At 64.0% G+C, this 25,884-nt stretch carries 24 protein-coding genes and 1 tRNA gene; 10 read left to right on the forward strand and 15 right to left on the reverse strand.

Annotated elements, in window-relative coordinates:
* The first annotated feature begins 2 nt into the window (after positions 1 to 2).
* On the forward strand, positions 3 to 440 hold the full coding sequence (locus OOZ48_RS12955; protein WP_269498969.1) for a ClpXP protease specificity-enhancing factor: 438 nt from the start codon (positions 3 to 5) through the stop codon (positions 438 to 440).
* Here the strand turns inward: OOZ48_RS12955 and OOZ48_RS12960 are convergent.
* On the reverse strand, positions 433 to 2,265 hold the full coding sequence (locus tag OOZ48_RS12960) for a hypothetical protein (RefSeq protein WP_269498970.1): 1,833 nt from the start codon (positions 2,263 to 2,265) through the stop codon (positions 433 to 435). The genes OOZ48_RS12955 and OOZ48_RS12960 overlap by 8 nt on opposite strands.
* Before the next feature lie 152 nt (positions 2,266 to 2,417).
* Between OOZ48_RS12960 and OOZ48_RS12965 the strand changes: the two genes are divergently transcribed.
* The 5 genes from OOZ48_RS12965 to OOZ48_RS12985 all read left to right on the forward strand — a co-directional run bounded on the left by OOZ48_RS12965 (position 2,418) and on the right by OOZ48_RS12985 (position 7,187).
* Positions 2,418 to 2,493: transfer RNA gene (locus tag OOZ48_RS12965), tRNA-Thr, on the forward strand.
* Positions 2,494 to 2,728: 235 nt separating this feature from the next.
* Positions 2,729 to 3,514 (forward strand): gluconate 2-dehydrogenase subunit 3 family protein, encoded by a 786-nt coding sequence (locus OOZ48_RS12970; protein WP_269498971.1) that lies wholly within the window; start codon positions 2,729 to 2,731, stop codon positions 3,512 to 3,514.
* 10 nt (positions 3,515 to 3,524) lie between these two features.
* A complete protein-coding gene (locus tag OOZ48_RS12975) occupies positions 3,525 to 5,288 on the forward strand; it encodes a GMC family oxidoreductase (RefSeq protein WP_269498973.1) in 1,764 nt (587 codons plus the stop codon).
* Between the two features lie 13 nt (positions 5,289 to 5,301).
* Positions 5,302 to 6,597, forward strand: coding sequence for a cytochrome c (locus OOZ48_RS12980; RefSeq protein ID WP_269498974.1), 1,296 nt, complete (start codon positions 5,302 to 5,304; stop codon positions 6,595 to 6,597).
* A 125-nt stretch (positions 6,598 to 6,722) separates the two neighbouring features.
* Positions 6,723 to 7,187 (forward strand): cytochrome-c peroxidase, encoded by a 465-nt coding sequence (locus OOZ48_RS12985; RefSeq protein WP_269498975.1) that lies wholly within the window; start codon positions 6,723 to 6,725, stop codon positions 7,185 to 7,187.
* Positions 7,188 to 7,273: 86 nt separating this feature from the next.
* On the opposite strand, the gene OOZ48_RS12990 is transcribed toward OOZ48_RS12985, so the two are convergent.
* The 9 genes from OOZ48_RS12990 to OOZ48_RS13030 form a co-directional block, all read right to left on the reverse strand.
* Complete coding sequence (locus OOZ48_RS12990; protein ID WP_269498976.1) at positions 7,274 to 8,029, reverse strand: SDR family NAD(P)-dependent oxidoreductase; 756 nt, start codon at positions 8,027 to 8,029, stop codon at positions 7,274 to 7,276.
* Between the two features lie 104 nt (positions 8,030 to 8,133).
* A complete protein-coding gene (locus tag OOZ48_RS12995; protein ID WP_269498978.1) occupies positions 8,134 to 9,342 on the reverse strand; it encodes an aconitase X catalytic domain-containing protein in 1,209 nt (402 codons plus the stop codon).
* On the reverse strand, positions 9,339 to 9,761 hold the full coding sequence (locus OOZ48_RS13000; RefSeq protein WP_269498980.1) for an aconitase X swivel domain-containing protein: 423 nt from the start codon (positions 9,759 to 9,761) through the stop codon (positions 9,339 to 9,341). Before OOZ48_RS13000 ends, OOZ48_RS12995 begins: the two co-directional genes overlap by 4 nt.
* A complete protein-coding gene (locus tag OOZ48_RS13005) occupies positions 9,758 to 11,347 on the reverse strand; it encodes a dihydroxy-acid dehydratase domain-containing protein (protein ID WP_269498982.1) in 1,590 nt (529 codons plus the stop codon). The genes OOZ48_RS13000 and OOZ48_RS13005 overlap by 4 nt, the downstream gene beginning before the upstream one ends.
* 61 nt (positions 11,348 to 11,408) lie before the next feature.
* Entirely contained in the window at positions 11,409 to 12,479 is a 1,071-nt protein-coding gene (locus OOZ48_RS13010) for a mandelate racemase/muconate lactonizing enzyme family protein (protein WP_269498984.1), read from the reverse strand.
* Between the two features lie 41 nt (positions 12,480 to 12,520).
* Positions 12,521 to 13,831 carry a TRAP transporter large permease gene (locus tag OOZ48_RS13015; protein ID WP_269498985.1) on the reverse strand — a complete coding sequence of 437 codons (1,311 nt, stop codon included), beginning with the start codon at positions 13,829 to 13,831 and terminating at the stop codon, positions 12,521 to 12,523.
* A 21-nt stretch (positions 13,832 to 13,852) separates the two neighbouring features.
* The gene (locus tag OOZ48_RS13020; protein ID WP_269498987.1) at positions 13,853 to 14,362 is read right to left on the reverse strand and encodes a TRAP transporter small permease subunit; all 510 of its coding nucleotides are present in this window, start codon (positions 14,360 to 14,362) and stop codon (positions 13,853 to 13,855) included.
* Between the two features lie 37 nt (positions 14,363 to 14,399).
* The gene (locus OOZ48_RS13025; RefSeq protein ID WP_269498989.1) at positions 14,400 to 15,416 is read right to left on the reverse strand and encodes a C4-dicarboxylate TRAP transporter substrate-binding protein; all 1,017 of its coding nucleotides are present in this window, start codon (positions 15,414 to 15,416) and stop codon (positions 14,400 to 14,402) included.
* Between the two features lie 46 nt (positions 15,417 to 15,462).
* A complete protein-coding gene (locus tag OOZ48_RS13030) occupies positions 15,463 to 16,098 on the reverse strand; it encodes a GntR family transcriptional regulator (protein ID WP_269498991.1) in 636 nt (211 codons plus the stop codon).
* 185 nt (positions 16,099 to 16,283) lie between these two features.
* Here OOZ48_RS13030 and OOZ48_RS13035 point away from each other — a divergent pair, with 185 nt between their 5' ends.
* The 4 genes from OOZ48_RS13035 to OOZ48_RS13050 all read left to right on the forward strand — a co-directional run bounded on the left by OOZ48_RS13035 (position 16,284) and on the right by OOZ48_RS13050 (position 21,417).
* Complete coding sequence (locus OOZ48_RS13035) at positions 16,284 to 17,261, forward strand: DMT family transporter (RefSeq protein ID WP_269498993.1); 978 nt, start codon at positions 16,284 to 16,286, stop codon at positions 17,259 to 17,261.
* 109 nt (positions 17,262 to 17,370) lie between these two features.
* Positions 17,371 to 19,434 carry a PhoX family protein gene (locus OOZ48_RS13040; protein WP_269498995.1) on the forward strand — a complete coding sequence of 688 codons (2,064 nt, stop codon included), beginning with the start codon at positions 17,371 to 17,373 and terminating at the stop codon, positions 19,432 to 19,434.
* 94 nt (positions 19,435 to 19,528) lie between these two features.
* A complete protein-coding gene (locus tag OOZ48_RS13045; protein ID WP_269498997.1) occupies positions 19,529 to 20,956 on the forward strand; it encodes a carotenoid oxygenase family protein in 1,428 nt (475 codons plus the stop codon).
* Complete coding sequence (locus OOZ48_RS13050; protein ID WP_269498998.1) at positions 20,953 to 21,417, forward strand: DUF2141 domain-containing protein; 465 nt, start codon at positions 20,953 to 20,955, stop codon at positions 21,415 to 21,417. The genes OOZ48_RS13045 and OOZ48_RS13050 overlap by 4 nt, the downstream gene beginning before the upstream one ends.
* Before the next feature lie 31 nt (positions 21,418 to 21,448).
* On the opposite strand, the gene OOZ48_RS13055 is transcribed toward OOZ48_RS13050, so the two are convergent.
* The 5 genes from OOZ48_RS13055 to OOZ48_RS13075 are packed head-to-tail and all read right to left on the reverse strand — an operon-like array spanning position 21,449 to position 25,846.
* Positions 21,449 to 22,804 carry a chloride channel protein gene (locus tag OOZ48_RS13055; RefSeq protein WP_269499000.1) on the reverse strand — a complete coding sequence of 452 codons (1,356 nt, stop codon included), beginning with the start codon at positions 22,802 to 22,804 and terminating at the stop codon, positions 21,449 to 21,451.
* 60 nt (positions 22,805 to 22,864) lie between these two features.
* A complete protein-coding gene (gene thpR, locus OOZ48_RS13060) occupies positions 22,865 to 23,443 on the reverse strand; it encodes an RNA 2',3'-cyclic phosphodiesterase (protein ID WP_269499003.1) in 579 nt (192 codons plus the stop codon).
* 44 nt (positions 23,444 to 23,487) lie between these two features.
* Entirely contained in the window at positions 23,488 to 24,237 is a 750-nt protein-coding gene (locus OOZ48_RS13065) for an SDR family NAD(P)-dependent oxidoreductase (protein ID WP_269499005.1), read from the reverse strand.
* Entirely contained in the window at positions 24,234 to 25,139 is a 906-nt protein-coding gene (locus tag OOZ48_RS13070) for an NAD-dependent epimerase/dehydratase family protein (protein ID WP_269499007.1), read from the reverse strand. Before OOZ48_RS13070 ends, OOZ48_RS13065 begins: the two co-directional genes overlap by 4 nt.
* On the reverse strand, positions 25,136 to 25,846 hold the full coding sequence (locus tag OOZ48_RS13075) for a DUF4286 family protein (protein WP_269499009.1): 711 nt from the start codon (positions 25,844 to 25,846) through the stop codon (positions 25,136 to 25,138). The genes OOZ48_RS13070 and OOZ48_RS13075 overlap by 4 nt, the downstream gene beginning before the upstream one ends.
* Between the last annotated feature and the right edge of the window lie 38 nt (positions 25,847 to 25,884).

Here is a 25,884-nt window from a genome sequence, read left to right on the forward strand (position 1 = left end):
ACATGCAGGAAGCCTCCACCAAACCCTACCTGATCCGCGCCCTGCACGAATGGTGCATGGACAACGGCTACACGCCACACATCGTCGTCACCGTGGACGCCAACACCGTCGTCCCGGCAGCCCATATCCATGACGGCCAGATCACGCTGAACATCAGCCCCCTGGCCACCAACCGGCTGGCCATCGGCAACGACTACATCGAGTTCGAGGCCCGGTTCAGCGGGGTGACCGAACACCTGTTCGTTCCCGTGGCGGCAGTGGCCGCCATCTACGCGCGCGAGACCGGCGCGGGTATGGGTTTCGAGGTGGTCGAATCACAGCCCTACCCCGGCGGCCAGGACGGCAGCCCCGACGCCGGGCCCGAGGCCCCGCGCACCCCGCCGCCGGACGGGGGCGGGCCCGACGATCCCAAGCCTCCCCGGCTCAAGGTCGTCAAGTAGCCCGACGGCCTGCATACCGGCGCCGATACCACCACAGAGCGGCCAAGCCCGCCAGCCAGAGGGGTCCCGCTGCGCCACCGCCCGAGCCACCGCCCATTCCCGAGGCGTCCGCCGGTACGAACAGGGCTGCATACCAGGCCACCCCCTCGTATTCGACCTGCGCCCGCCGGCGCCCACCGACGGCTATATCCGGCGAGAACCAGTGATGGCCGGTGGCACGGTCGCGGAATCGATACACCGGCGACAGGCCGGGCCAAGGCCGCGCGAAAGCGCCGAAGGCGAGACCTTCCGCGCGCCAGCCGGCATCGGCCTCGAGGCGCGCCTGCTCCGACGCGTCGAGGGTATAGATGCGATCGCCGTCGTCCGAGACATAGCTCATCACGGCGCTGACGCCGGGCCGCGCCATTTCATTGGCGAACTCCACCCCTTGGAGCACGAAGCCGCCGCCGACCAGATCGGCCGCCTGTCGCGAACTGCTGGTCAGGCGATCCGGCTGGCCATTCGCACGCAGGCGGAACACCACAGGCAAGTCGTCGTCCAGGTCATACTGTTCCAGCGACTGCGCGGCATGGCTGACCGTGCGCGGCGCATCCAGGCTGAGGGCGATGGGAAAGGTTTGCGGCGGCGCCGGTTCGGTATAGGTCGTACCCGGCGAAGGGTCCTGGCCCGGGCCGCCGGGATTGTAGATGTCGCTGTAGCCCCCTTTGCTGGTGGGGATCTCTACCGCCCGCAGCCTGCGCACGGCCTCCAGGTCGCCCTTCAACACGATATCGAAATAATTGTCGTGATCCTCGGCGTAATAGGGCTCCTGCACATCGTCGCCAGGCGCGCCCAGCTCGGCCAGCCCGAGGATTTCGACCCGTCCGACGCCCAGGTCATAGACCCGGCCCGTTTCCTCCAGCACCACGTCCTTGCCCGCGCCGTCCACCGCATGCAGGCGGAAGAACTTCTGGAAATCCGTGGGCAGAAAGCCGCTGACGCCATTCGGCGAGAAGCCGCCCGACGTGAACAGGCGCAGCCGATACTGCGCCCCCTCGCCGAACGCCGAATAGGCGTCATTGGGAAAGGCGCCGGCCAGCGCGGGCGGCGGGAAATCGCCTGCCGGCGAGAATCGGCTCAGTTTGGCACCGACCAACGACGGTCCCGCCTCGTAGGGATTGGTGCTGGGCGCGGACAGGCCGACGATGGACACCGGCCCATCCGGGCCGACCGCCATCAGCGGCGAATTGCCCGGCACGAACGCCACGGAGGTGGGATGGATCGCCCCCGGCGTCCCGGGCGTCAGACGATTGCCGAACTCGCCGAACACCACGATCACGTGACGCTCGTTGTGGTCGTAGTTCGGATTCAACGCCGCCGCCACCGGCGTGACGACCTCGCCGGTATTGAGCGTGATGGCAATGTTTTCCGGCGACACCGAGCTGGGCAGCAGCGGCCAGCTCACCTCGATGGGCATGGCGTCGGCGTACGTCGGAGCGGCGCCAAAACCCGCCGCCGCAAGACCGATGACACTGGCGGCGCTGGTCAGGTTGCGCAGCGGCGGGGTGGGGTCCAGCTCCGCCCAGTCCCAGTTGACGCCGGCACCCGCATCCTTGGCAAGGTCGAGATTGCCGATCTGCAGGCCGGGGATGCCGATGATGCCCTCGAAGCCATAGTTGGCGGCCAGAATCCGCGGCTGGTCGGTCCACAGGTCGGCATTGATCAACACGTCCCGCCGCAGCTCGATATAGGCCGGCGTCTGCTTCGCAGGGTCGGCCGCGGCCACGGCATGCGTCTGCACGGCGAGGATCACGGCCAGGGTGGCCAGGCTGGCGCCAGGGTGCATGGGATGCTCCTTGTTACAAACAAAGCCCATCGTAACAACATTGAGGCTTGAAGGAAACGGTTTCGGCCACCGCCCGGGCCGCGACATCGGCGCGTCGCCGTCGACGTCCGGATGGGGCCGGCCGGGAATGTTCCTGTAGAATAGGCAGCCTTGCCGGCTTAGCTCAGTTGGTAGAGCAGCGCACTTGTAATGCGAAGGTCGGGGGTTCGACTCCTCTAGCCGGCACCAGCCCAATCAAGCCTCGACGCCACCCATTGCGCGGTGGCGTTTTTGCCGCACGCCTCCTCCAGACCACCCGGGCTGTGCCCTGCCGCCGCAAAGGCCCAATCTGACAACACGCTGAAAAAGTGTCTTTTACTGTCTGGTGTAAAAGAAGTATCGGGCCCGCGCCCCTGTGCCAGCTTGCGTTCAGGAATGACAGTTGCCGCCTCAGCCCGGCATCCGCCATTTCCTGGAGACACCCATGGATACACCCCCTTCATTCGGACACGCATCCTCCGGCGTGCTTTCGGCTGGGCAAGACGGACGGCAGTCATCGACGGCCGGGCCGACACTCCACGACATTGCCCTGAGCCGACGACGATTCATCGCGGCGTCGCTGGCGGGCTCGGTACTTTTTGCGCTACAGGGCTGCGGTGCGGATGCGGCTCCCGCCACCGTGACACGCACCTTCTTTTCCGCTGACGAACAGCGCTTCATCGAAGCCGCGACGGCCCGGCTCATCCCCGGCGACAGCGCGGACCCTGGCGCCTTGGAAGCCGGCGTGCCTCGTTTCATCGACCTGCAACTGTCGGGGCCGTTCGGGCGGGCCGACCGATGGTATCGGCAAGGGCCGTGGTCACAAGGCACGGAGCAGCAAGGCTATCAGCTGGAGGAAACCCCGGCCGAACTCTACCGCAAGGCCATCGCGGCCATCGACGCCTATTGCCGCGAGCAACACGAGGGGAAAAGCTACGCAGAGCTGCCCGAAGCGCAACAAGACCAGATCCTGCACAATCTGGAGGACGGCAAGCTCACCGTCAAGGACGTGCCCGTCAAGGCGTTTTTCACGCTGCTGCTGCAGAACACGCAAGAAGGCTTTCTGGCCGATCCCATGTATGGCGGCAACCGCGACTTCGCCGGCTGGAATCTGATCGGCTTTCCAGGGCCCCGCTACAACTATGTGAAGGAAGTGCGCCAGTATGGCCAGCCCTACTCGCTGCCAACCGTCGGCCTGCAAGGCCGGCGGGACACGGGCGCCCGCACTTGAAGGAGAAGACATGGCGACAAGGATGAAACCCGTGGACGTGGTGCTGGTGGGATTCGGCTGGACAGCCTCCATCATCGCTCAGGAACTGACCGAGGAGGGATTGCAGGTCCTGGCGCTGGAGCGAGGCGCGGATCGCGCCACGGTTCCCGATTTTGCAACCACGCACATCCAGGACGAACTCAAGTATGCCGTGCGCGGCGGCCTGTTCCAGGCGCCCGTGCGCGAGACCATGAGCTTTCGCAACACGTCCGACCAAGTGGCTTTGCCCATGCGCAGACTCGGCTCTTTCCGCCCCGGCGCAGGCGTGGGCGGCGCGGGCGTGCATTGGAATGGACAGACATGGCGTTTTCTGCCCGACGATTTTGTGATGCGCTCGCATGTCGAAGAGCGCTACGGCGCGGGCTTCGTGCCCGAAGACGTCACCATCCAGGACTGGGGCGTCACCTATGACGAGCTGGAACCCTACTACGACCGCTTCGAGTACCTGTGCGGCGTGTCGGGCAAGGCCGGCAACCTGGGCGGTCGCACGCAGGCCGAAGGCAACCCCTTCGAGGGCGCGCGCAGCCGCGAGTATCCCCTGCCCCCGCTGGAGCGCAGCGCCGGCTCGCTGATGTTCGACAAGGCGGCACGCGAACTGGGCTACCATCCCTTTGCCGCACCGGCCGCCAACGCCTCGCGTCCCTACAAAAACCCCTTGGGCGTGCAAATGGGTCAATGCACCTACTGCGGCTTCTGTGAATGGTTCGGCTGTGGCAATTATTCCAAGGCCTCCCCGCAAACGACCATACTGCCCGTGCTTCTGAAGAAGGACAATTTTTCGTATCGCACCGGCTGCGACGTGACACAGGTGGTGCTGGACAATACCGGCCGCAAGGCCAAGGGTGTGCTGTATTACGACCTCGAAGGGCGGGAGTACGAACAGCCCGCACAGCTGGTCATCCTGTGCGCGTATGCCCAGCACAACGTCCATCTGCTGCTGCTCTCGGGCATCGGCCAACCCTACGATCCGGTCAGCGACACCGGCGTGACGGGACGCAACTATGCCTACCAGATCACCTCATCGGTGGATGCCTTCGTGGACGAGCTCATCAACCCCTACATGGGGGCCGGCGCCCTGGGCCAAGCCATCGACGAGTTCAACGGCGACAACTTCGACCACGGCCCCGAAGGCTTCATGGGCGGCGGCTACATCGCGCTATGGACCACGGGCGGCCGACCCATTCTGCAGCACCGGCTTCCCAAGGGCACGCCCCAATGGGGCTCGAAATGGAAGAAGGCCATGGCCGAGAACTACCTGAGAAGCGTCTCGATCTCGACGCATGGAAGCGTCGTGAGCCAGCGCGGCGCCTATCTGGATCTGGACCCGACCTACAAGGACATCTATGGCAAGCCCCTGCTGCGCCTGACCTTCGATTTTCATGACAACGACCTCCGGATGTCCGACTTCCTGACCGGCAAGGCCGAGGGAATTGCCAAGGCCATGAAGCCCCGCTCGATCAACGTGAAGAAGCGCACGGGCCCGTATACCATCGTCCCCTACCAGACCACGCACAATACCGGCGGCGCGGTGATGGGCGACGACCCGCGCACCAGTGTGGTGAACCGCTACCTGCAGTGCTGGGACGTGCCCAACGTTTTCGTGGTGGGCGCCTGCAACTTCCCGCAGAACCACGGTTACAACCCCACCGGCACCGTGGGCGCCCTGGCATTCTGGGCGGCCGATGCCATACGACACCAATATCTGAAGCGGCCCGGACCCTTGGTCCAGGCGTGATCGGAGCGACATCATGCATATGACCCGGCAAAACCTTGCGGGACTGACGCTGTTGGTCGGCGCGGCAGTACTGGCCGGCGGCGCCCGTGCCCAAGGCACTGAATTTACCAATGTCCAGCGCGGACGCTATCTGGCCCAGGCCAGCGACTGCATCTCCTGCCACACGGTCAAGGGCGGCAAGCCTTTCGCGGGGGGTTATCCGCTGGAAACCCCGTTTGGCACGATTTATTCCAGCAACATCACCCCCGACCTGGCCACCGGAATCGGCAACTGGAGCAAGGACGACTTTTATCGAGCCCTGCACAGCGGCATACGCAAGGACGGCCAGCACCTATACCCGGCCTGTCCCTATCCATGGTTTACCAAGATGACACGCGAAGATGTGGACGCCATCAAGGATTACCTGGATACCCTGGAACCCGTTCGCGCCATTGCACCGGACAATGAACTGATGTGGCCGCTGGGTTGGCGCCAACTGGTCGCGGGCTGGAACCTGCTGTTCTTTGACGAAGGGGAATTCATCGACCGCCCTGACAAATCCAGGCTCTGGAATCGCGGCGCATACCTTGTGAACGGTGCCGGACATTGCGCAGCCTGCCATAGTCCGAAGAACATGTTGGGCGCCACCGACCGCGACCATGCCCTGCAAGGAGGCGACGCCGGCGAATCCTGGTTCGCCCCCAGCCTGACCAGCCACGAGCGCGACGGGCTGGGCGCGTGGTCGACACAGGACATCGTGCAGTACCTGAGCACCGGCGCCAATGCGAACACGGCCAACGCCGGCCCCATGACGGAAGTCGTCATGAATTCGACGCAACACCTCAGCAAGCAGGACCTGACCGCGATCGCCACCTACCTCAAGGATATTCCCGCACACGACACGGGCCAGGCCGATGACCACGACGGCGACGACAAAGCCGTCACCCAGGAAGTCATGGCACGCGGCAAGGCCGTATACGTCGATCAGTGCATGGGCTGCCACATGGCGGACGGCGAAGGCCAAGAGGACGCGTTTCCGCGCCTGGCCGGCAGCGTGCCGGTTCACGCGGAGCAGCCGCAATCACTGATACAGGTGGTCTTGGGCGGTGAGTTCATGGCCGACCCCGCCGAACTGCCCACGGGCCTGGGCATGCCGGGCTTTGCCTGGAAGCTGGACGACCGGCAGGTGGCGGACGTACTGACCTTCGTGCGAAACAACTGGGGCAACAAGGCCTCGGCCGTGACACCGGAACAGGTCGCCAAGGTGCGCGACGCCTTGCACGAGTATGGGCCGCGTCATGAACGTCTGATTTCCCAATCGGTACATTGAGCCTCCCCTTGACCGGTATCAATACGCCTTCCGAATGACCATGTTCACATAGTGGATATATCCACAACCCAGGGGAACACCATGGTCAAACGCTCTGTTCTCGCACTGGCCGCCGCAGCGGCCGTGTGCATCCCGGCCGCCCAGAATGCCAGGACGTCCTCGAGGTGACGGAACTCCAGGGCCTGCACCTGTTCATGAGCAAGGGCTGCGTGGCCTGCCACCAAGGCGTGAACTTCGGCGGACAGGGCTACTTTCCCTTCGGCGTGATCAAGAAACCGGGGGCCGACATCCTGCCACCCGACGACAAGGGCCGCTTCACCGTGACCAACACGGCCAGCGACGAATATGTGTTCCGTGCCGGCCCGTTACGCAACATCGCGTTGACCGCACCCTATTTCCACAGCGGCGAGGTCTGGTCCCTGGAGCAGGCCGTGGCCATCATGGGCTCCAGCCAGCTCGGCCAGGAACTGAATCCGGACGAAGTCAAGGCCATCACGCAGTTCCTGCACACCCTGACCGGCGAACAACCCAAGGTCGTGTACCCGACGCTGCCACCCAGCACCAGCGCCACGCCGCGCCCGCAAAAGTAAACCGCGCGGGGGCGATGCCCCCGCGCGGCCCCATTCGTCCCGGCCCAGGTTAGGGCGCGCTCGTCCAGAACACGCTGTTTTTCACGTTAAAGCGATTCAACCCGGCCGCCGTCGACCATGAGGATCTGGCCAGTAATATAGGTGGCTCGTTCGCTCGCCAAAAACACAGTTGCGTCTGCGATTTCTGATGGCTCGCCGAGCCTTCGCAGAGGCACACCTTTGGCAGGATCTCCCATCCCGGCGTCAGCCATCTGACGCGCACGCGGGGACGAGATCATACCGGGAGCGACGGCATTAACCCGGATTCCGCTGGCGCCAAATTCATTGGCAAGGCCTTTAAGAACAATATTAAGAGCCCCATTGACGCCGCAGCCAGGAAGATGAATGCCTATCGGCTGCCGCCCGCCCGTACCGGTGATGCCGACGACCGCACCTCCTCCCATCTGGACCATATGCGGAAGGACCGCGTGAATACAATTGATGTATCCAAGGTACTTCACGTTCAGCGCAGCTTGAAAGGCGTCGTTATTGATCTCGAGGAAGGGCCCGAACGCCGGCACCGCTACGGTAGTGACCAGCACATCGATCCGTCCCGCTTTCTCAATAAGGGAGCTTGCCGTATCAGCGACCGCGGCAGCGTCAGTCACATCGACAGGCAGGCTCCATACATCGGCGTTCGTCGCCTCCTTGATGTCTTTGGATAGAGAATCCAGCGCATCCGGCGTACGCGCTGAAATGCCTACTCGAGCCCCCTCAGCGGCAAAGCCCAGGGCGATCTCTCGACCAAGGGCGCCTGTAGCCCCTGTCACCCACACCACTTTTCCGTCTAGTCCAAGCTTCATAACGTCTCCAATTCAAGAACAGAATGACCAGTCTTATAAAATTCCCCACCGGGCCAACGCACCGTTCAAGGGTCCTCAGAGGCGCCGCACGTGATACGCGGCAACTAGGCCCATTGGCCGGCGATGGCGGCCTCAACGCACTCTTTCGTACTGCCCAGGCGTATAGAGACCTTGCGTGTCCCGGGCGCGCTGTTCGCGAGCTTGACCGAGTTCGTTGCCACCACGACGTCCGAGGAATACTTGATGGGGCCCAGGTCGCACCCGAAGCACATTCTGTCCACCGTCACCTCGACGCCTGCAGCCTCCAGGGATCGCAGTACACCGGCGGCGCGGACCAAGCCGAATACGGACTGGTTGGTCGAAATCGAAAACTTGATGTTGCCATTGACGCGACGGCCGGCGATCAACCTGTCGATTTCACAGACTTCATCGAATGTCGCGTGGGGCTGACCAAGCGATACGATGTCGACGCGATTGCCTTGCGTCGTGCAAAAGCGCTCGTGCTCGTCCTCGATGTCCTTCTGCGAAATCCGTATCGCGGAGGGCGTCCCGTCAGGAAACAAAGCATCCATGCTGGGTGCTTCCGGCGTGATGCCCACCAAGTGGTACATCGGAAGACTCGACAGAAAAGCCAAGGAGGCGCCAAACCCGAACAAATGCGACACCGACGGCCTGCTGCGCAGCTTGAGCACAGGCACACCCTGCTCGGTACGCCTTGCAACAATGGAGCCCAAGACATTGAAGTCCGACAGGTCATCCAGGTCCGCATCCACCTCGAACACCGTTCCGCCACGCCGTTCTGAATCCAGATGCATGCCATAGCGCGGCGTGAGGCCCGTCAAGGCCGAAGCGAAGGCGGAACCCCCTTCCCGGTTGGTCCGGGCGCCGATGACGCCGTTGAGATACGGCGCGGTAGCCGATTCGCTCCAGGCGAGCGATTCCCCGAACATCGGGGCGATGATCTGGCTAAAGGGATTACAGGAGCACGTCGACAGTGCACCGAGCTGGCTGCTGGCCGCGAGAATCCTGGTCTGGACCTCGTCCACGTCCTCGGGCTTGTTGCGGTCGATCGATATGGAGTTGGTGGTGGTGGGGACCACGAAACGCTCGCCAGCCGCTGCGAGCTCTTCGAGCAGAACAGCACCAGGCTCGCCCAGCGGGAAGGAATCCAGCACCACGTGCGCCGAAGACACGGGAATCAGCCGATCAGCCCCCGTTGCTTCGCCGACGGCCACCAGCATTTTCATCGCAAGCTGCACGCCAGGGCCGCGCGAACCGTCCAGCCACTCTTTTTCCGCCGAATTCAGCTTCATGACGTCACGCCCTCTTGTTGTGTCACCTGAACAATCCCCGTCGACGCATCGACGCGCACATGATCCCCAGTCCGGATCGCCGCCAGCGGATCGCTGTCGAAACGATGTACCAGCGGGATGCCGGCAAGCGCTGCGCCGGCCGCGATAATGGCACCGGACTCGCTATTGATGATCGCCAGCGGGCCCAGGCCAAGCCGCACCAACTGGAACAGGCTGAGCGAGCTGCTGCCGCTGCCTTTCTCGCCTTTGAAGACCAGGATCTTGCCGGCCACGGACTGGCCCTCCAGGTCGTGGCCGCGCTCGACCACGATGCCAGTCTGCTCGTTGATCCCCAGATTCACGGATATCCGTTCCTGGCTGACCAAGGCGATGCCCTCGGCCACGCCCGCAACGACGCCCCTGCCTCTCAGTGTCTTCATATGCCGCTCCCTTGCGCCATGCTCCCCGCACCGGAGGCGGCGCTCGCCGCCCTGCGTTCAGGGTTTTGATTCATCGGCCCTCGTTCCCAGTCAAGCGATCGATTGGCAACGTCGATCCGGATCCTGTCGCCGTCGCGCACCTGGAATATGGGGTGATCGCTCGTTTGTGCGGATTTCATGAATCCCACGACGAGCCCTCGGCTCAAGCCGGAGAACCCGCCATTCGAGACGATGGCCACATCCTCGCCAAGCCCCGCCCCGGTCACAAGGCACGCCATATCGTCAATGCTGCCCAAAACCACGGCGACACTACCGCTGGCGAGCCGGCCTGACGACATGCTGTCAAAAAGCGCTTGAGGGTTCTGGAATACGGTCGCGGGCCCTTCGAAGATCCCCATGCCCGCCTGTGCTATTCCCGGCCTCACCACCGCCCCTTCGGGCGCCAAGCTGCCGTGCAAAACCACCAGGCCAGGCAAGGCGGCGTCTGCATCGTCCACCGGCAAAGGCGCGTCCGCTGACGGAGAAAAGCCATGCAGCACATCGGACAGCGGGCCCGAAATCGTCATGGCATCCCGTTGAAGATGGGCCTCAATGGACTTCATGATTGCCAGCGTCCCTCCCGAGGACTCGAGATCCTCCATGGCCCCTGGACCGGCCGGCGAGATGAACCGGCTTTGCTTGACATGGTCGCCCAGTTCATCGAACACGGCATGCATATCCATGGAAAAGCCGAGCTGGTCGGCCAAGGCCTGTAAATGATGGACAGCTGTCGCTGCGCCGCCGGACGCGAGAACCACCGCAGCCGCGTTGCGCAAAGCCGATTCCGTCAAGATCTCTGCAGGCCGGGGGCCTTTCTCGATCAATCCCAGGATATGTCGTCCGGCCTCGCCCGCGATTTGCCGAAGGCGCTCGCTGCCCGCCCAGATTGGCGAGGTGCCCGGCAGCGCCAAGCCCAACGCCTCGGCGACCATGTGCATCGTATTGGCGGTGCCCAGACCGGCACACACGCCGGGCGAGGTGATGGCGACCTCTGCCATCTCGGAAAGCTCCTCTGTACTGAGGCGCTTAGCCGCCACCGCGCCCACGCCCTCGTACAGGTCCATGATGGCGACCCGACGACCGCAATGGCTACCACCGGCCTGAAAGCCACAGGGCACGACAATCGCCGGAAGATTGAGGCGCGCGGCCGCCAGCAAATGCCCCGGCGTCGTGCTGTCGCATGATGACAAAAAGATGAGGCCGTCTAGGTTCTCGCCACGCGCCATCATCTCGACGTCCTTGGCCAGTACGTCGCGCGCGGACGGCACCTCTTTTCGCCCTCCAAGCACGAAAAACAAACCATCGGTAGGGCCCGAGGTCCGAACCTCAGTGGCAAGCCCCCCCGCCGCCTTCACGGCCGCAGCCACCAGGGCAGAGATTTCATCCAGGTGTGCATAACAGACGGCGAGCCCGCTGGACGTGTTGACGATCCCGACGTGCGGGCGATGGGCGCTTTGTGGATCGTGCCCCCGTTGCTTGAGGTGCGCCTTCATCACCGTCTTCCCCAGGGCGATGGTCAAGTCGGTTTGCTGCTTATCGCTACTCATATTGCGTCCTGCCTTACATACTTAGTTCAAAGTGAAGTCATGCTGAAGATACGTAAAAGTGTCACGCATATCCCCAACCAGGGCCGGTCGGAACCTTCCATGCAAGAGTCCCCTCCGCCAACTGAAGGCCGGGGACATCCTCCGGATCTTCAACCATCCACGGGCCGACCGCTTCGGTCGGATAGAACGGGGAAGGAATGCTGGCGGCAAACTGTACGGAAGCCAGCGTGCCGCGCTTGCTTTCGAACATCGTCCCCAGACCATACGGAATACCCGCCGCCTCGGCGATGGCGATAATGCGCCTGCTTTCGCTGATGCCCGATTTGGACAACTTGACGTTGAATCCGTTGGCCGCCTTTCGATCGCATAGGCGCATGGCGTCCATGGCGCTATGCAGGCTTTCATCCGCCACGATGGGAAACGGGGCCTCCCGGACAAGAGTCGCCAGGCCATCCAATTCATAACGAGGCAGCGGTTGCTCGAAATACTTGATATCGAACTGCGTGATCGCCTCGACCGTCCGACGGGCGGCGATCAGAGAGAAACTGGCATTGCCGTCGACGGCGATTTCAACGTCGCGGCCGACGGCCTCGCGAATCGCCGACAGCCGAGCGACGCTGGAGCGCTCATCCTCGGCGATCTTGCATTGAAAAAAGCGGGCACCGCGCTTCAACCATACCGCTGCATCGCGCGCCATGGACTCTGGGTCCGACAGGGCAATGACCGCCCCGATCGGCACCTCGTCCCGAGCCTTGCCGCCGAACAAGGCGGCCGCGCTGACATTCAAGGAACGTGCACGCAGGTCCCACAATGCCATGTCCAAGGCCGCCTTCGCATACCAGTTGTCAGGCAGCGTCCTGGCCAGGCGATGATCGATCTCGTTGCAATCGAAGGCGTCCCTCCCCAGGACCGCGGGACCCAGCCAGCGATTGACGGCCTCGGTAATGGAAAGCGACGTTTCGGCCGAATAACCCGGCATGGGCGACACCTCGCCGATGCCGATGCACTCCCCGCTTTTGACCTGCACGCGAACGTATCGATTATTCGGCGTCACAACGCGCGCATTCTGGTATGTCGACTTGAATTTCAGCTCGTACGCCTCTGCTGAAACCTCAATTATTTTTATTGCCACGAATATCTCCTCGCGCGCCGCCGCCGCGGCGCGCGATATATTTACTGCATCATCTGGCCCGGCATCCACAGCGTCAGCTGAGGCACCGCAATGATGATGGCGAGGGTGACCAACTCAAATAGAATGAAGGGCACCACGCCGCGAAACAGTTCTGCGCTGGACACCTTGCCTTCCGACGCGCCAATCACCGCATACAGGTTCAACCCGACCGGCGGTGTGATGACGGCGAGTTCGATGAGCTTGACGATCACGACACCGAACCATATGGGATCGAGTCCAAAGGCCACTGCAATGGGATGCAGGACGGGAATCGTCATGACCATCAAAGAAATCGAGTCGACGAACATGCCCAGAACCAGATACAGGACGATCACCATCGCGACGAAAAGCGCCGGAGTCAACTCCATCGCGATCATCACGTCAGTGATCGTGCTGACGAAGCCCGACACCAACAACAAGCGCGAGAACAGGAGGCCGCCAATAATGATGAGAAAGAGGGCCGCCGTGATAGACAGCGACTCGCGCAATGCCGCCCAAAACTTATCGGCCGGCATCCTGCGACGCATGATCGCAATCACAATGGCGCCCGCGGATCCTACGGCGCCTGCGGCCGACGGGAATATGGCTCCGGTATAAATTCCGCCCATGACCAAAACAATAAGGATCACAATCGCCCACAGCGGCTTCAGGCTCGTCATCTTCTCTTTGAAGCTGAACTTGACATCAAGACTTGGTGCCCAAGACGGCTTGAACCGGAGCATGACACCCACGCCGAGCATGTAAATGGCAATGGTCAGCAGGCCGGGGACAACACCAGCGATCAATAATGCACCGACTGACTCGTTCGTGAGAAGGCCGTAAAGAATCAGCGCAATAGAGGGTGGGATGAGGGCCGCAAAGGTGCCTGCGCAACAGATTGCCGCCGCGCTGATCCCTTTGTTGTACCCATGCTTGATCATCTCCGGCAGGGCAATCTTGGTGAAAAGAACCGCGCTCACCACTGTCGAACCATTGATCGCGCCAAAGGCGCCTGATGCCAGTATGGTGGCGTAATACAGGCCTCCACGCATTCCACTGACCCAGCGGTGCGCGGCGGTATAAAGTTCGCCGGTTATGCCTGTCTGGGACGTTAGTGCGCCCATCAACATGAACATTGGAAGAACGACAAACGCGTAGTCCGCCGATACCGCAAAAGGCAGCGTTTCAAGCGTCGTCAGCATGAAAAGCCAGCCTGCCGAGAGATACATTCCTAGCGAAGCAACGCCGATCATGGCGATGCCGACAGGCACACCGCCGGCCACGGCCCCTATCATCGCGGCAAGCGCGATGGTGCCAATCGTAATGGGATCCATAATTTACCTTAGCGCCTGAGGCTATATTGGAAGGGACGACTTGCCGGAGAGTGCGTGAACACTTTGCCGAATCGTCTCGAGCAGCATCACAAGGACACCGAATGCAAAGGCGATCTTGAAGGGATAGATGGGAAAGGAGTATACGGCGGAGGCAAACTCCAAGTTGGCTGTACTCGCAACAGCGCTATTGAAGCCCGCCCACGCCACCAAGGCGAATACGGCGGTGCTGACGATATACGCCACAATGTCGACATAGCGCCTGACCTTGCCTTTGATCAAGGCAATGACGATATCCACGATGATGTGCTCGTTGCGGGACTGCGCATAGGGCAGCGCGGTTGCCACCGTCGCGGCCAGTATTGCCGCTGACAATTCCGTCGCAGCGGGAATGCCTTGGTTGAACACGGCGCTACCCGCCGCGTCCCCAGCCCCTATGAGAACGAGCAGAACAATCAGTGCCGCCGAAACATAAAAGCACAGCTTCACGAGGTGACGGATGATCGAATCCGCAAAAGGGGCTAGTTTGGCCAAGGTCATTCTCCTTTTTCAGCTCAATGCGTGGTTCGGCTCAATATTTCTTGAGCAATTCCCGCCAATCCGCCACAACTTCCTTGGCCTCGGCGCCCAGTCCTTGCTTGTCCATTGTGGTCTGCCACAAGGTCATGAAATCGGGCGTAACCTCTTGCAGTTTTTCATCATCCTTGAACTCGTGGAAGGTCACTCCGGCGGCCTTCATGCCTTCTATGGCGTCCGCCTCGGCAGCCTGCACTTCCTTCACCGTCCTCTCGCTGGCTTCCTTGCTGATCTGGGCGATCAGGTCACGCACCTCGGCAGGCCATTTTTCCCACAGCGTCTCGTTGACGTAAATAGGATAGGTTGATAGCGCACCGAAGTTCGCCGTGCCCTGATGTTTGGCCGCCTCATGCAATTTGAATATATAGGTCAGGTCGTAGGAGTAATAGGCACAGTCGAGATTCCCGCGGGACAGGCCGTCATAAATCTCGGATGTGGTGGCATTGACTGACTTGGCTCCCAACGCATCCCAAAGTTGGGGGACGAATTGACCGTAGCTGCGAATTCGCAGATTTTTATAGTCGTCGACCGTCGTGACAGGCTTCGTACACAGCGTGTGGTAGCGATTCAAGCTGTGATAAAACAGTGGCCGCACGTTGTTTCGCTTATGCTCCGCGACCAGCAGTTTCGTCTCCGCCAGGGCGGTCATGACCTTCTGCGCTTGCGAAGCGTCCCTGAACACCATCGGCAAGGCGTTCGGCGCACCCGACAGCGGCAGTTGCGCAGGATAATAAGATGGGAACGTGGCGCCCAGGTCGACAGCGCCCTTCGATACCAGGTCCAGAATTTCGGTGGATTTGCCTAGGGACTCCGCCCAGAATATGCGCACCGTTATTTGGCCGTCCGAGCGCTTTTTGATCTCATCCGCCCACCACTGATCCGTCTTGGACTGTATCGTGGTGGCGGGAAACGCATGCGCCAGGCGCAGCGTCATTTTCGGGTACTCGGCAGAATGGGCCACGCCATTCAGCGCAAACGCCATGGCCCCAAGCAGAAATGCCTTCTTGAACATTGTGTTCCTCCGTTTAATTATTTTGTGGCCGACGACGTCGGCTACTTCACTGCTGCTGCAAATGCTTCAATAAGGCCGCCGTGGAGTGCTCCCAATGAAGATCGGCGAGAGCCTTCGCCTTCTCGACATTACCTGCGCGACATGCCTCATAGATCTCTCGGTGCTGGACATTCCACACAGCGACCTCCTGGCGGAACAGCACCGGATCGTGAAAATACCTGGACACCAAGAGCCGATGTTTATCGATGAGCCTATGGATCCTGGTTCCATAAGCCGATAAGGTTCCGGCAGAGTGGAATCGGTCATTCAAGATGTTCCACTCTCTGATGCTGTCAGTCTGGCTCTCCATTTTGATCAACAGCGACTCCATCTGGTTGAGATCAGCCAACGAAAGCTTAGTGACGCCTTCGCTGGTAGCCAGTGCCTCCAGGGCCCGGATGATGCTCAAAATCTGTTTGAGGTCATCAATAGAAAACTCGATGACCGTCGCGCCTTTGTTCGACTTGATCTGGACCAGGCCCTCTGCGGCCAGGATGTGCAAGGCATCCCGTACCGGCACGCGGCTGGTGTTGAGTTCGTTGGCGATGGCTTCCTGGACAAGCGCCTGCCCGGGCTCTAGCGCCCCGCAAATGATTTGCTCTCTGATCTTCGAGGCGATGCTTTCGGCCAGGGTTCTGGCCATGTATCCGTCCGCAAATGAGGAATTCAAGAGAGGCATTTCGTCTGTCCTATGGATTTGCTTTCCAGCAAAAGTATCAAGCTACTTTCGTCGATTGTTGAATGTACACAGTGTACGATCTGGTTTTATCATCGGTCAAGGCCTAAGCTCGGTCGTTTCGGGTGGGGGCGGGTAAATACGGAGACGGCATGCACGAACAACAAAGAGAAGTTGCGGCGCGCGAGAGAAAATCAAAGGCGCATCAAGATGCCAAGCCCGCGAATGCTCAGGGCGTTTCGCATGTCACTTGGCGGGCCACTGTGCTGGGGGCAGCATTCTCGCTCTTCTGGGCCTCAGCATTCGCGGCGGCGAAGGTTGCCGTCGTCGACGCCCCGTCTCTGCTGCTCCTGACGCTTCGGTTTCTGGTCTCGGGGATCATCGCCGTCGCACTCGCCCGGGCGCTAGGTCAGCGCATCCCGCGTGATCGCAGGACCTGGCTCGCCATAGGAACACTGGGTATCAGCCAGAACGCCATATATCTAGGCCTCATATTTATTGCGATCCGTGAGGTTCCCTCGGCGTTTGCCGCCATCATCGCCAGCGCCCTGCCGCTGGCCGTTGCAACCACGACGGCCGCGCTAGGCCGGGAACGACTGAATCTACGGGCAGCACTGGGGTTGGCGTGCGGCGCCATCGGCGTCGTTGCGGTGCTCTATGAACGCGTGGTCGGCGGAGTATCCATGCTGGGCATCGTCCTTTGCCTGGGCTCTTTAGGCGCCTTGACGTTTGCGACGATGATCGTCAATCGAGCCCGCTTCGATCGGGATTTACTGATGATTGTCGGACTGCAAATGTTTGTGGGCGGCTTGGCGATTGCGCCGTTCGGAATCGTTTTTGAATCCCCCGATGCCATCAACTTCACGCTGGAACTTGCCTTGTCATTTGCCCACCTCGTTCTGATTCCGGGCTTGCTGGCCACTTTTGTGTGGTTCAGGCTCATCCAGTGGATCGGACCGACGCGCGCCAGTGTCTTTCACTTCCTCAATCCAGGATTCGCCGTTGCCATTGCGTGGGTCGTGCTCGACGAGCCGCTTACTTCAGGGACGGTGATCGGAATGACACTGGTTGCGTTGGGCATCCTGCTGGTCCAGACGGCGCGTCTGGAGGCCTCGGCGGGTTCCCGCTAGGGTCGCCCTGCGGGCACCGGTCATCATCGGGTCACATCACTGGGCCATCATGTCGGCGAACCGCGGCTTGCGCGGACATACCGATTGCACCCCACCGATAGGCCACCCGATGAAAGAGTTCGATCTGGACGACGTCCCCGCGAATCCCTCCCACGCCGAACCGCTAGAGCGGCTGCGGCAACGCCTCGCCAACCGGCGGCGCCTCCTCAAGGGCGGCCTGGGCCTGGGCGCAGTCACGTTCCTGGGCGGCCTGCTGCCTGCCGCGGCGGGCGCGTCGGAGGCGCCGGCCGTCACGCCCGGACCGAAGGCCGCGGGCCTGGGCTTCAAGGCGGTGCCCATGAGCACCGCGGACACGCTGGCCGTGCCCGAAGGCTATGCGCACGCCGTCATCAACCGCTGGGGGGATCCCCTGTTCGCGGATTCCCCGGCGTTCGCGGGCGCGGCGGCGGAAGGCGGCGATGCCCAGGCCCGGCAGGTCGGCTATAACCATGACGGCCTGCATTTCTTTCCCATCGAATCCGCCACCGCGCCGGACGGCTCGGCCGAGGGTCTGCTGGTCACCAACCACGAATATGTCACGCCGCACTACTTTTTCCCACGCGGCGTCGCGCCCGGCAACGCGCAATGGAACCTGGACTGGATCCGCAAGGCCCAGCATGCGCAAGGCGTCTCGGTCACGCACATTCGCCTGGAATCGGGCGGCGGCTGGCGGCTGGTGGCCCATTCGCCGTTCAATCGCAGCATCCACGCCAACACCCCCATCCGCATCGCCGGCCCGGCCGCCGGACACGCGCTGTTGCGCACGAATACCGACCCGAGCGGCGAGACGGTCCTGGGCACCTTCGGCAATTGCGGCAATGGCTGGACGCCCTGGAACACCTACCTGACCTGTGAAGAGAACTTCACGGACTACTTCGGCATCGGCGCACGGGACGCGGACGCGGCCGATTACCCGGACGAGGACTATCGCAGCCACATGCTGCGCTACAAGGGCGGCACCAAGACGGCCGACGCCGATTACCGCTGGGACACGCATGACGCCCGCTTCGACTGGACGCACGAACCCAACGAGTACAACCGCCATGGCTGGATCGTCGAGATCGATCCCTTCGACCCGCAGGCCGCGCCTCGGAAACTCACCGCCCTGGGCCGGTTCAAGCACGAGAACGCGGCCCTGGCCATCAGCGCCGACCGCCGCGTCGTCGTCTACATGGGCGACGACCAGCGCAGCGAGTACCTCTACAAGTTCGTCTCGGACGGCGAGTATCGCCCCGGCCAGGACGCTCACAACCGTCAATTGCTGGAGCGCGGCACGCTGCACGTGGCGCGCTTCGAGGCGGGCGCCGACGGCCAGGGCACCGGCCGCTGGATCCCGTTGACGCTGGATACGCGCGGCCCGGACGGCCGGCGCCTGGGCGAGCTTTTCAACGAGAACCTGGGCGAACTGCTGATCAAGACCCGGCAGGCGGCCGATGCGGTGGGCGCAACCCCCATGGACCGTCCGGAATGGGTGGTCGTCCACCCGCATACGCGCGCAGCCTACGTGACCCTGACCAACAACAGCGACCGCGGCAGCGGCAAGGCGCGCTGGCCGGGCGGCCCGGCGCACCCCGGCGCCGACGGCGGCGCCAATCCGCGCGACAAGAACATCTACGGCCAGATCGTGCGCTGGCGCGAGGATGACGATCGCGCGGCAAGCCTCACATTCCAGTGGGACATCTTCGTGCTGGCGGGCAACCCCACCGTGTACGGCGAGGACGACGCCCGCCGGGGTTCGGCCAACGTGACGCGGGAGAACACCTTCAACAGCCCCGATGGACTGGGTTTCGATCCACAAGGCCGATTGTGGATCCAGACCGACGGCAACTACAAGAACGGCGGCGAGTATGCCGGACAGGGCAATAACCAGATGCTGGTCGCCGACCCGACGACGGGCGAGCTGCGGCGGTTCCTGACGGGGCCCAAGGGCTGTGAAGTCACCGGCATCACCTGGACGCCCGACCAGCGCTTCGTATTCATCAATATCCAGCATCCGGGCGAGGGGCCCGACCTGGCCGACGCCCAGGCGCAGCCCTTGTCGGTGTCCACCTGGCCCGACGGCCCGGCGGCCACGCGGCCGCGCCCGGCGACCGTCGTCATCTGGCGGCGCGACGGCGGTATCGTCGGCGGCTGAGTCGCCGCGGGGGCGGCTGCCGCCCCGCCGCGGTTTACTTTCCATCGGGGCTACAGGACAATGCGGCAATAGTTCCCCCCTTTCCGCAGCCCCGATGACACGCGCCGCCCCGCCTTCCGGACAGCCATGGCTTGCGGGCCTGGCCACCACGCTCGACACCGAGCACGACTACCGCCCCCGCGTGGAGGGCCGGCTGCCCGCCGCTCTGCGCGGCACGCTCTACCGCAACGGTCCGGGACGCTTCGACCGGGGCGGCCTGCGCAAACGTCACCTGCTGGACGGCGACGGCATGATCCAGGCCTTCGATTTCGGCGGGGACGGGGTGCGCTATCGCAACCGCTATGTGCGCACCGCAAAATTCCTGGAGGAACAGCAGGCGGGCCGCTATACCCGGCCGACCTGGACCACGCGCGCGCCCGGCGGCCCCTGGCGCAATGCCGGAAACCGCATCCGCTCGCAGGCGGGCGTCACCGTCGTGCACAGGAACGACCGCCTGTATGCCTTCGACGAGGTCGGCCAGCCCTACGGCCTCGATCCACACAGCCTCGACACCCTGGGCGAACAGGCTCTCGGCCCGGCCGGCGTGCCCCTGGACTTCAAGGCCCACACCAAGACCGACCCGAACACCGGGGACTGGGCGCTGATCGCCTTCCAGCATGGCCCGCGCAACCACATCCACCTGGTGGAGCATGCGGCCGATGGCACATTGAGGCGCCACCAGCGCATCGTCTCGCCACGCGCCTCCTATATCCACGACTGGTTCCTGACCGAGCATCACGCGCTGATCCTGCTGCATCCGATCGAGCTGTCCCTGCCGGCTTACCTGGCGGGCCTGCGCAGCTTTACGGAAAGCCTCCATTGGGATGCCGCGCGGGGCAACCTGCTGCTGGTGATCGACCGTTCGGGGCAATCGCCCGTGCGCGTCCTCGAGGCACCCGCCAGCTTCATGTGGCACAGCCTGAACGCCTACGAGCAGGGCGGAACGATCGTGGCGGATTTCGTCGGCTATGCGGCGCCCGACCACTTCATCGGCGAACGCGCGGCGTTCCGGCAGATCATGCTGGGCGCTACGGGCGAGGCGCGCCATCCAGGCCTGCTGCGCCGCTACGTGATCGATCCGGCGCACCGGCGGGTCACCGAGAACATCCTCTCCGAGCGCAATTGCGAATTCCCCATCGTCGATCCGCGCGCGGCCACGCGCGCACACCGATACGCCTACGTCACGACCGCGCCGGGACCTTCGGTGTTCCATAGCGGCCTCGCGCGCATCGACACCGCCGGCGGCCGCGCCGACGTCATCGACCTGGGACCGCGGACCCACCTGGGCGAACCGGTCTTCGTGCCCGATCCGGCCGCGCGCGACGAGCGCGGATGGCTGCTGTCCCTGGGCCTGGACGGCGACAGCGGGACATCGTTCCTGGGGGTTTTTCCCAGCGACGCCTTGGCCGACGGGCCGGTGGCGCGCATCTGGCTGGAGCACCCCACACCACTGAGTTTCCATGGATACTGGCAATCGGCATGACCCTTCGTTTTACTTTCATATCCCCGTCCCGCAAGCTCGCCCGCACACTGCTCGCAGCGACCCTGGCCTGGCTGCCGTGGGCCCATGCGGCGAACCTCCATATCGAGGTCACCGGCGCACGCAGCACCGGCGGCCTCATGGCCATTGCCGTGTTCGCCGCGCCCGGCGCGGGATTTCCCCTGGACGGCGGCCTGGCGGTCCACCGCACCCGCGTGCCCATCGACGAGGCCAGCGGCCTGTGCGCCACCACGATCGAGGGCCTGCCGGCAGGCCAATACGCCGTTGCCGTCTACCATGATGACGACGACAGCGGCACGCTCGAGACCGGGCTGTTGGGCAAGCCCAAAAAGCCCTACGGGTACTCCAACAACCCCAAGCCCGTGATGCGCGCCGCGCGCTTCGAGGAGGCGCGCTTCGAACTGCCGAGGGAGGGCGCAACGATCACCATCGAACTGCAATAAGTCGGCATCGGGGACGTCGCTCGCGCCTGCGTCAGCCGGGGGGCGGTCTCTTGCGCCGCCCGCTCCACCAGCGCAACAAGCCGTGCGACAGACGCACCTTTTCCTGGCCGACGGGCACGTCGGCGCGCACCCGCATCCAGGAGGACTTCGCATAGGCCAGCCGCTGGTCGGGATAGACACTGCGGTGGCCGACGATCAGGTAGGCGGCGATGGCCGCGCCGGCCACGTAAATGGTGCCGACCACGCCGCCGAACAGTTCCACGCCCATGAGGATGGCCGCCAGCGGCGTGTTCGACGCCGCCGCCACGACCGCGACCAGCCCCACCGCCGCGCCCAGTGTCGGGCTGATGCCGAACAGGTGCGCAAAGGCATTGCCGGCCACGGCGCCGATCACGAATTGCGGCGTCACGATCCCCCCATAAAACCCGGATCCGAGGGTAATGGCCACCAGGAGGACCTTCCAGAAGAATCCCGCATAAGGCATGGCCTCGCCGTCCAGCGCGCGGTCCATCAGCGGCAGGCTGAGCCCCAGGTAATCGACGGGAATGAACTGCACCAGCGCCGCCAGCACAACACCTCCGGCCAAAGGCATGAGCGGCGGCCAGACGCCCCAGCGCGTCTGGATGCGCAGGCATAGCCGCCGCACGCCGAACACCATGTCCACGAATATCCGCGCCACGACCCCGCTGAGCATGCCGATCAGCACGGTCTTGACGAACAATAATTCGGAAAACGCCGGCAAGCCCCCGACATCGTAGTATTCGTAAGGGATGCCCCAGGCCTTGCTGGCCTGGAACGCGGAAACCCCCGCAATCATCGCCGGAAACAGGAAATCATGACGGATCCGGCCGATGGCCAGCATCTCGATGCCATAGAGGGCGCCGGCGATCGGGGTCCCGAAGACACTGGCAAAGCCCGCGCTGACGCCGCAGGCGACGATGCGTTGCTGCAATTCGGCATTGAGCCGGAACAGGCGGCCGATGGCCGAACCCAGCGATGCGCCCAGGTGCGAGCAGGGCCCTTCCTTGCCCGCGGAACCGCCGCAACCCAGTGTGATGATGGCGGCGACGGGCTTGATCAGCATCGTGCGCAGCGGCATCCGGCCGCCCTGCTCGAAGACGGCCGCCTGGATCGAGTCCTTCAGTCCGCCGGCACCGGCGCGATAGCCGTAATACAGCAGCAGGCCATTGGCCAGGCCGCCGAGGGGCAGCAGCACCGTCTGCACCCACAAGGGGATGCCCGTCGAGCGGTCGGTGAAGAAAAACAGGATGTGCAGAAAGATGCTGACACCCGAACCCACCACACCGCCGACGATCGTGGCAAGGACCATCCACTGCACCACCGTCGCCAGCATCACCACCGGCTCGAGGACGGCAAGACGCGGCATGCGGGGAGGTTTCATGGCAAAGAACGGCGGCGCCGCCGCAGCGATCCGGACAAGCCGGAATTATAGGATGCCGTCCCGCGCCATTGCGCATTCGGCCAGCGCCTCGTAGTACGAGCCGGTCTCGCGCGGCACGGATGCCACGAGAACGCAACGCCGCGGCCGCCAGACGATGGGGCGTTCCGCGTTCAGGACGGACAGATCCCCCGGCCCGGCCTTGCGCAACAGCGACACATGAGGCCGGAAACGATCGCTGGTTGCCGGAAAACCCAGGCGCTCCAGGCGTGCCCAGAGGTCGGCGTGCAGGGTATCCAGCCATGCGGGCCACGGGTGCGACGGCCCGGCCCAGACGATGCGCGGACCATCGAAGCGCCCGACACGGTCAATGACCAGTTCGCCGCCGCGCGGCGCCCATTGCCGGATCATGCCGCTCAGGGCGGGGACACGGTCGCCCGCGACCGTCCCGAGGAAAGCCAGGGTCAGGTGCAGGGTATCCGTGCGCATCGGCCTGCCGCCGCACACTGCGCGCGCACGTCCGACGCGGCCCGCCAGGGCGCGCGCAGTGGCGGGGCCGGGCCACAAGGCCACGAACAGGCGCCGGGCCTTGGCGTCGCCGTCGGGGTGATTGCCGGGTGCAGTCATGGGGGCTCCTTCATACCGCTACAGTCTACCCGGACCGGCCGCACTCAGTACGTCGCCCTGCCCCCCGAGGCATCGAACGTGAACCCGGTGGTAAAGGAGCATTCCGGGCTGGCCGCGAAGGCCGCCACAGCGGCCAGCTCGGGGATCTGCAACAGGCGGCCCATCGGAATCTTGGCCTTGCTGCGCTCGATGTGCCCGGGCGTCATCTGCTTGAGCAGGTCCGTCTCGACCATGACGGGCGCCAGGCAGTTCACCAGGATCCCCGTACCGATCAGCTCGCGCGCCAGGGACTTGGTCAGGCCGATCACCCCGGCCTTGGAGGCGGCGTAAGCCGCGATGCCCGGCACGCCTTCCTTGCCGGCGATCGAGGCCACGTTCACGATGCGCCCATAGCCCCGGACGCGCATAGCGGGCACCGCCGCACGGCAGCACAGAAAGACGCCATCCAGATTCACCCGCAATACGCGCTGCCATTCGTCCAGGCCATAGTCCTGCACGTCGGCGACCCGGCCATTGACGCCGGCGTTGTTGACGAGGACGTCCACCCTGCCCAGCTCGTCGAGCACACGCTGCATGCCTCGCGCCACCGAGACCTCGTCGGCGACATCCACCTGATCCGTCCAGGCCGGCCGGAAACCGGCATCCGCGATACTGAAACCCCGGCAGTCCACATCCCACAGCACCACCCGCGCGCCCTCCAGCGCCAATCGATGGGCAATGCCCAAGCCGACGCCGCGCACGCCGCCGGTGACGATCGCCACCTGGCCCGCGAATCGGCGATCGTCCGACGTCATGCCGCACCGTCCGCCGGCCGATAGGCCTCGATGGTCTGCGCGATGCCAAGGGCCAATGGCCGGGCCGACCAGTCCGGCAACAAGGCCGCCGGCCCCTGAAGGTGGACCGGCAGGCGGATCGGCATGGGCGGCCCCTCGGCCGCGATCACCGCATCCGGCACGACCTTGCGTATCGCCTCGATGATGTCCTCGGCCCGCGCCGATGCACCGACCAGGTCGATGCGGTGCGCCCCCGTCGCCGGCGCCTCCAGGGCCGATTCGAAAGCGGCGGCGACGTCATCCACGTGGATGATGTCGAATTCACCGGTAAAAGGGATGGTGTAGGGCTGCCCACGCGCTGCCGCCCGGCAGGCCAGGCTGGGGCCGGCCGACAGGCCGTCCTCGCGGCCCAGGCCGTAAACGACGTAGGGCCGGAAGCCGATGCTGGGCAGGCCGTCATCCGCCCAGAAGGCCGCCGCGCAATGTTCGCCGGCCAGCTTGAAAGCCCCGTAATGCGTGATGGGGCTCGGGGCCTGTCCGCCGTCGGGTCCGAAGACACCGGCGCTGCTCATGTACAGGACACGGCCGATGCCTTCGGACCTGGCCGCCAGGAATACGTTGAGCAGGCCGATCACGTTCACCTTCGCGCCCAGGACGGGATCGGCCCGACACCCCGGCGTCAGCATGCCCGCCAAGTGGATCAATGCGTCACACCCGCGGGCGGCCGCGCGCACCGCGCCGGTATCGGCGACGTCCGCGATCACCCATTCGAACCTGTCGACCAGCGCCGGACCGCAGACTTGTTCCAGGGTCTCGCGGCGGATGCCCACGTCGAGGATGCGCAGGGCCATGCCGCGAGCGGCCAGCCGCCGGGCGATCCAGGCGCCTATGAAACCACCGCCGCCCGTCAACAGCACCTTCACAAGGCCGCCCCCCGCGCAACGTCGGCGTCCGCGAGCACATGCTGCGTGCGGTACAAGGTGGCGGTCGCGCAGCGGCGCTGCGCATCGCTCAAGCCATCCAGTGCGGAATCCAGGGCCGCCTGGGTGCTGTCACGGTCCAAGCCGTCGATCAGCAAAGCGAGCGCCACCGTGCGGTCCGGTTCGCCGCCGCTTTCGCGAAACGTCTTTTCCGCGGTGGGCTGCTGGCCCAGTGACGAATCCCCACGCAGCACGTGGGCGCCCAGGATGCCGGGCAGGCCCATGGTCTCGCGCACCCCGGCAATCAAGCGGGATTCATCCGGCAAGGCGGGGGCCGCCTGGCCGAATTGCAGCGTCGCCAGCCACCCGCCCGTGCCGCGTCCCTCGCTGGCCAGCACCCGGCAGACCGTGCGCGAAGGCGCAATGTAGACCGACAGAATGCGCCGCGTCCAGGGTGTCGGATCGTTGAGCCGCGCCAGATACGGCTCGGAGACGAAAACCTGCGGCTCGTCCGCCTCGTACATCATGAAATAGCGCAGGGATTCCGGCGCTCCATCCAGCGCCTGACAGCGCCTGCCGCGCCTGAAGCCGGGCACGGACAGGCGCTCGGGCATGTGCTCGAGGCTGTGCCACGCGTTGTAGTCCGCCTCGGAGGCGGCCTGCACACCGCCCCAATTCACCAGCACACCGCGACCCAGCAAACCGGACATGAATAGATCTCCTTTGATGGCAGGTGGCTGGATTCAGC

The sequence above is a fragment of the Castellaniella sp. S9 genome, from assembly GCF_027257175.1.
GTDB lineage: Bacteria > Pseudomonadota > Gammaproteobacteria > Burkholderiales > Burkholderiaceae_B > Castellaniella.

Coding starts and splice junctions, on each gene's coding strand:
- OOZ48_RS12955 (WP_269498969.1), top strand. CDS start 3: ATGCAGGAAGCCTCCACCAAACCCTACCTGATCCGCGCCCTGCACGAA.
- OOZ48_RS12960 (WP_269498970.1), bottom strand. CDS start 2,265: ATGCACCCTGGCGCCAGCCTGGCCACCCTGGCCGTGATCCTCGCCGTG.
- OOZ48_RS12970 (WP_269498971.1), top strand. CDS start 2,729: ATGGATACACCCCCTTCATTCGGACACGCATCCTCCGGCGTGCTTTCG.
- OOZ48_RS12975 (WP_269498973.1), top strand. CDS start 3,525: ATGGCGACAAGGATGAAACCCGTGGACGTGGTGCTGGTGGGATTCGGC.
- OOZ48_RS12980 (WP_269498974.1), top strand. CDS start 5,302: ATGCATATGACCCGGCAAAACCTTGCGGGACTGACGCTGTTGGTCGGC.
- OOZ48_RS12990 (WP_269498976.1), bottom strand. CDS start 8,029: ATGAAGCTTGGACTAGACGGAAAAGTGGTGTGGGTGACAGGGGCTACA.
- OOZ48_RS12995 (WP_269498978.1), bottom strand. CDS start 9,342: ATGAAGCTGAATTCGGCGGAAAAAGAGTGGCTGGACGGTTCGCGCGGC.
- OOZ48_RS13000 (WP_269498980.1), bottom strand. CDS start 9,761: ATGAAGACACTGAGAGGCAGGGGCGTCGTTGCGGGCGTGGCCGAGGGC.
- OOZ48_RS13005 (WP_269498982.1), bottom strand. CDS start 11,347: ATGAGTAGCGATAAGCAGCAAACCGACTTGACCATCGCCCTGGGGAAG.
- OOZ48_RS13015 (WP_269498985.1), bottom strand. CDS start 13,831: ATGGATCCCATTACGATTGGCACCATCGCGCTTGCCGCGATGATAGGG.
- OOZ48_RS13025 (WP_269498989.1), bottom strand. CDS start 15,416: ATGTTCAAGAAGGCATTTCTGCTTGGGGCCATGGCGTTTGCGCTGAAT.
- OOZ48_RS13030 (WP_269498991.1), bottom strand. CDS start 16,098: ATGGCCAGAACCCTGGCCGAAAGCATCGCCTCGAAGATCAGAGAGCAA.
- OOZ48_RS13035 (WP_269498993.1), top strand. CDS start 16,284: ATGCACGAACAACAAAGAGAAGTTGCGGCGCGCGAGAGAAAATCAAAG.
- OOZ48_RS13040 (WP_269498995.1), top strand. CDS start 17,371: ATGAAAGAGTTCGATCTGGACGACGTCCCCGCGAATCCCTCCCACGCC.
- OOZ48_RS13045 (WP_269498997.1), top strand. CDS start 19,529: ATGACACGCGCCGCCCCGCCTTCCGGACAGCCATGGCTTGCGGGCCTG.
- OOZ48_RS13050 (WP_269498998.1), top strand. CDS start 20,953: ATGACCCTTCGTTTTACTTTCATATCCCCGTCCCGCAAGCTCGCCCGC.
- OOZ48_RS13055 (WP_269499000.1), bottom strand. CDS start 22,804: ATGCCGCGTCTTGCCGTCCTCGAGCCGGTGGTGATGCTGGCGACGGTG.
- thpR (WP_269499003.1), bottom strand. CDS start 23,443: ATGACTGCACCCGGCAATCACCCCGACGGCGACGCCAAGGCCCGGCGC.
- OOZ48_RS13065 (WP_269499005.1), bottom strand. CDS start 24,237: ATGACGTCGGACGATCGCCGATTCGCGGGCCAGGTGGCGATCGTCACC.
- OOZ48_RS13075 (WP_269499009.1), bottom strand. CDS start 25,846: ATGTCCGGTTTGCTGGGTCGCGGTGTGCTGGTGAATTGGGGCGGTGTG.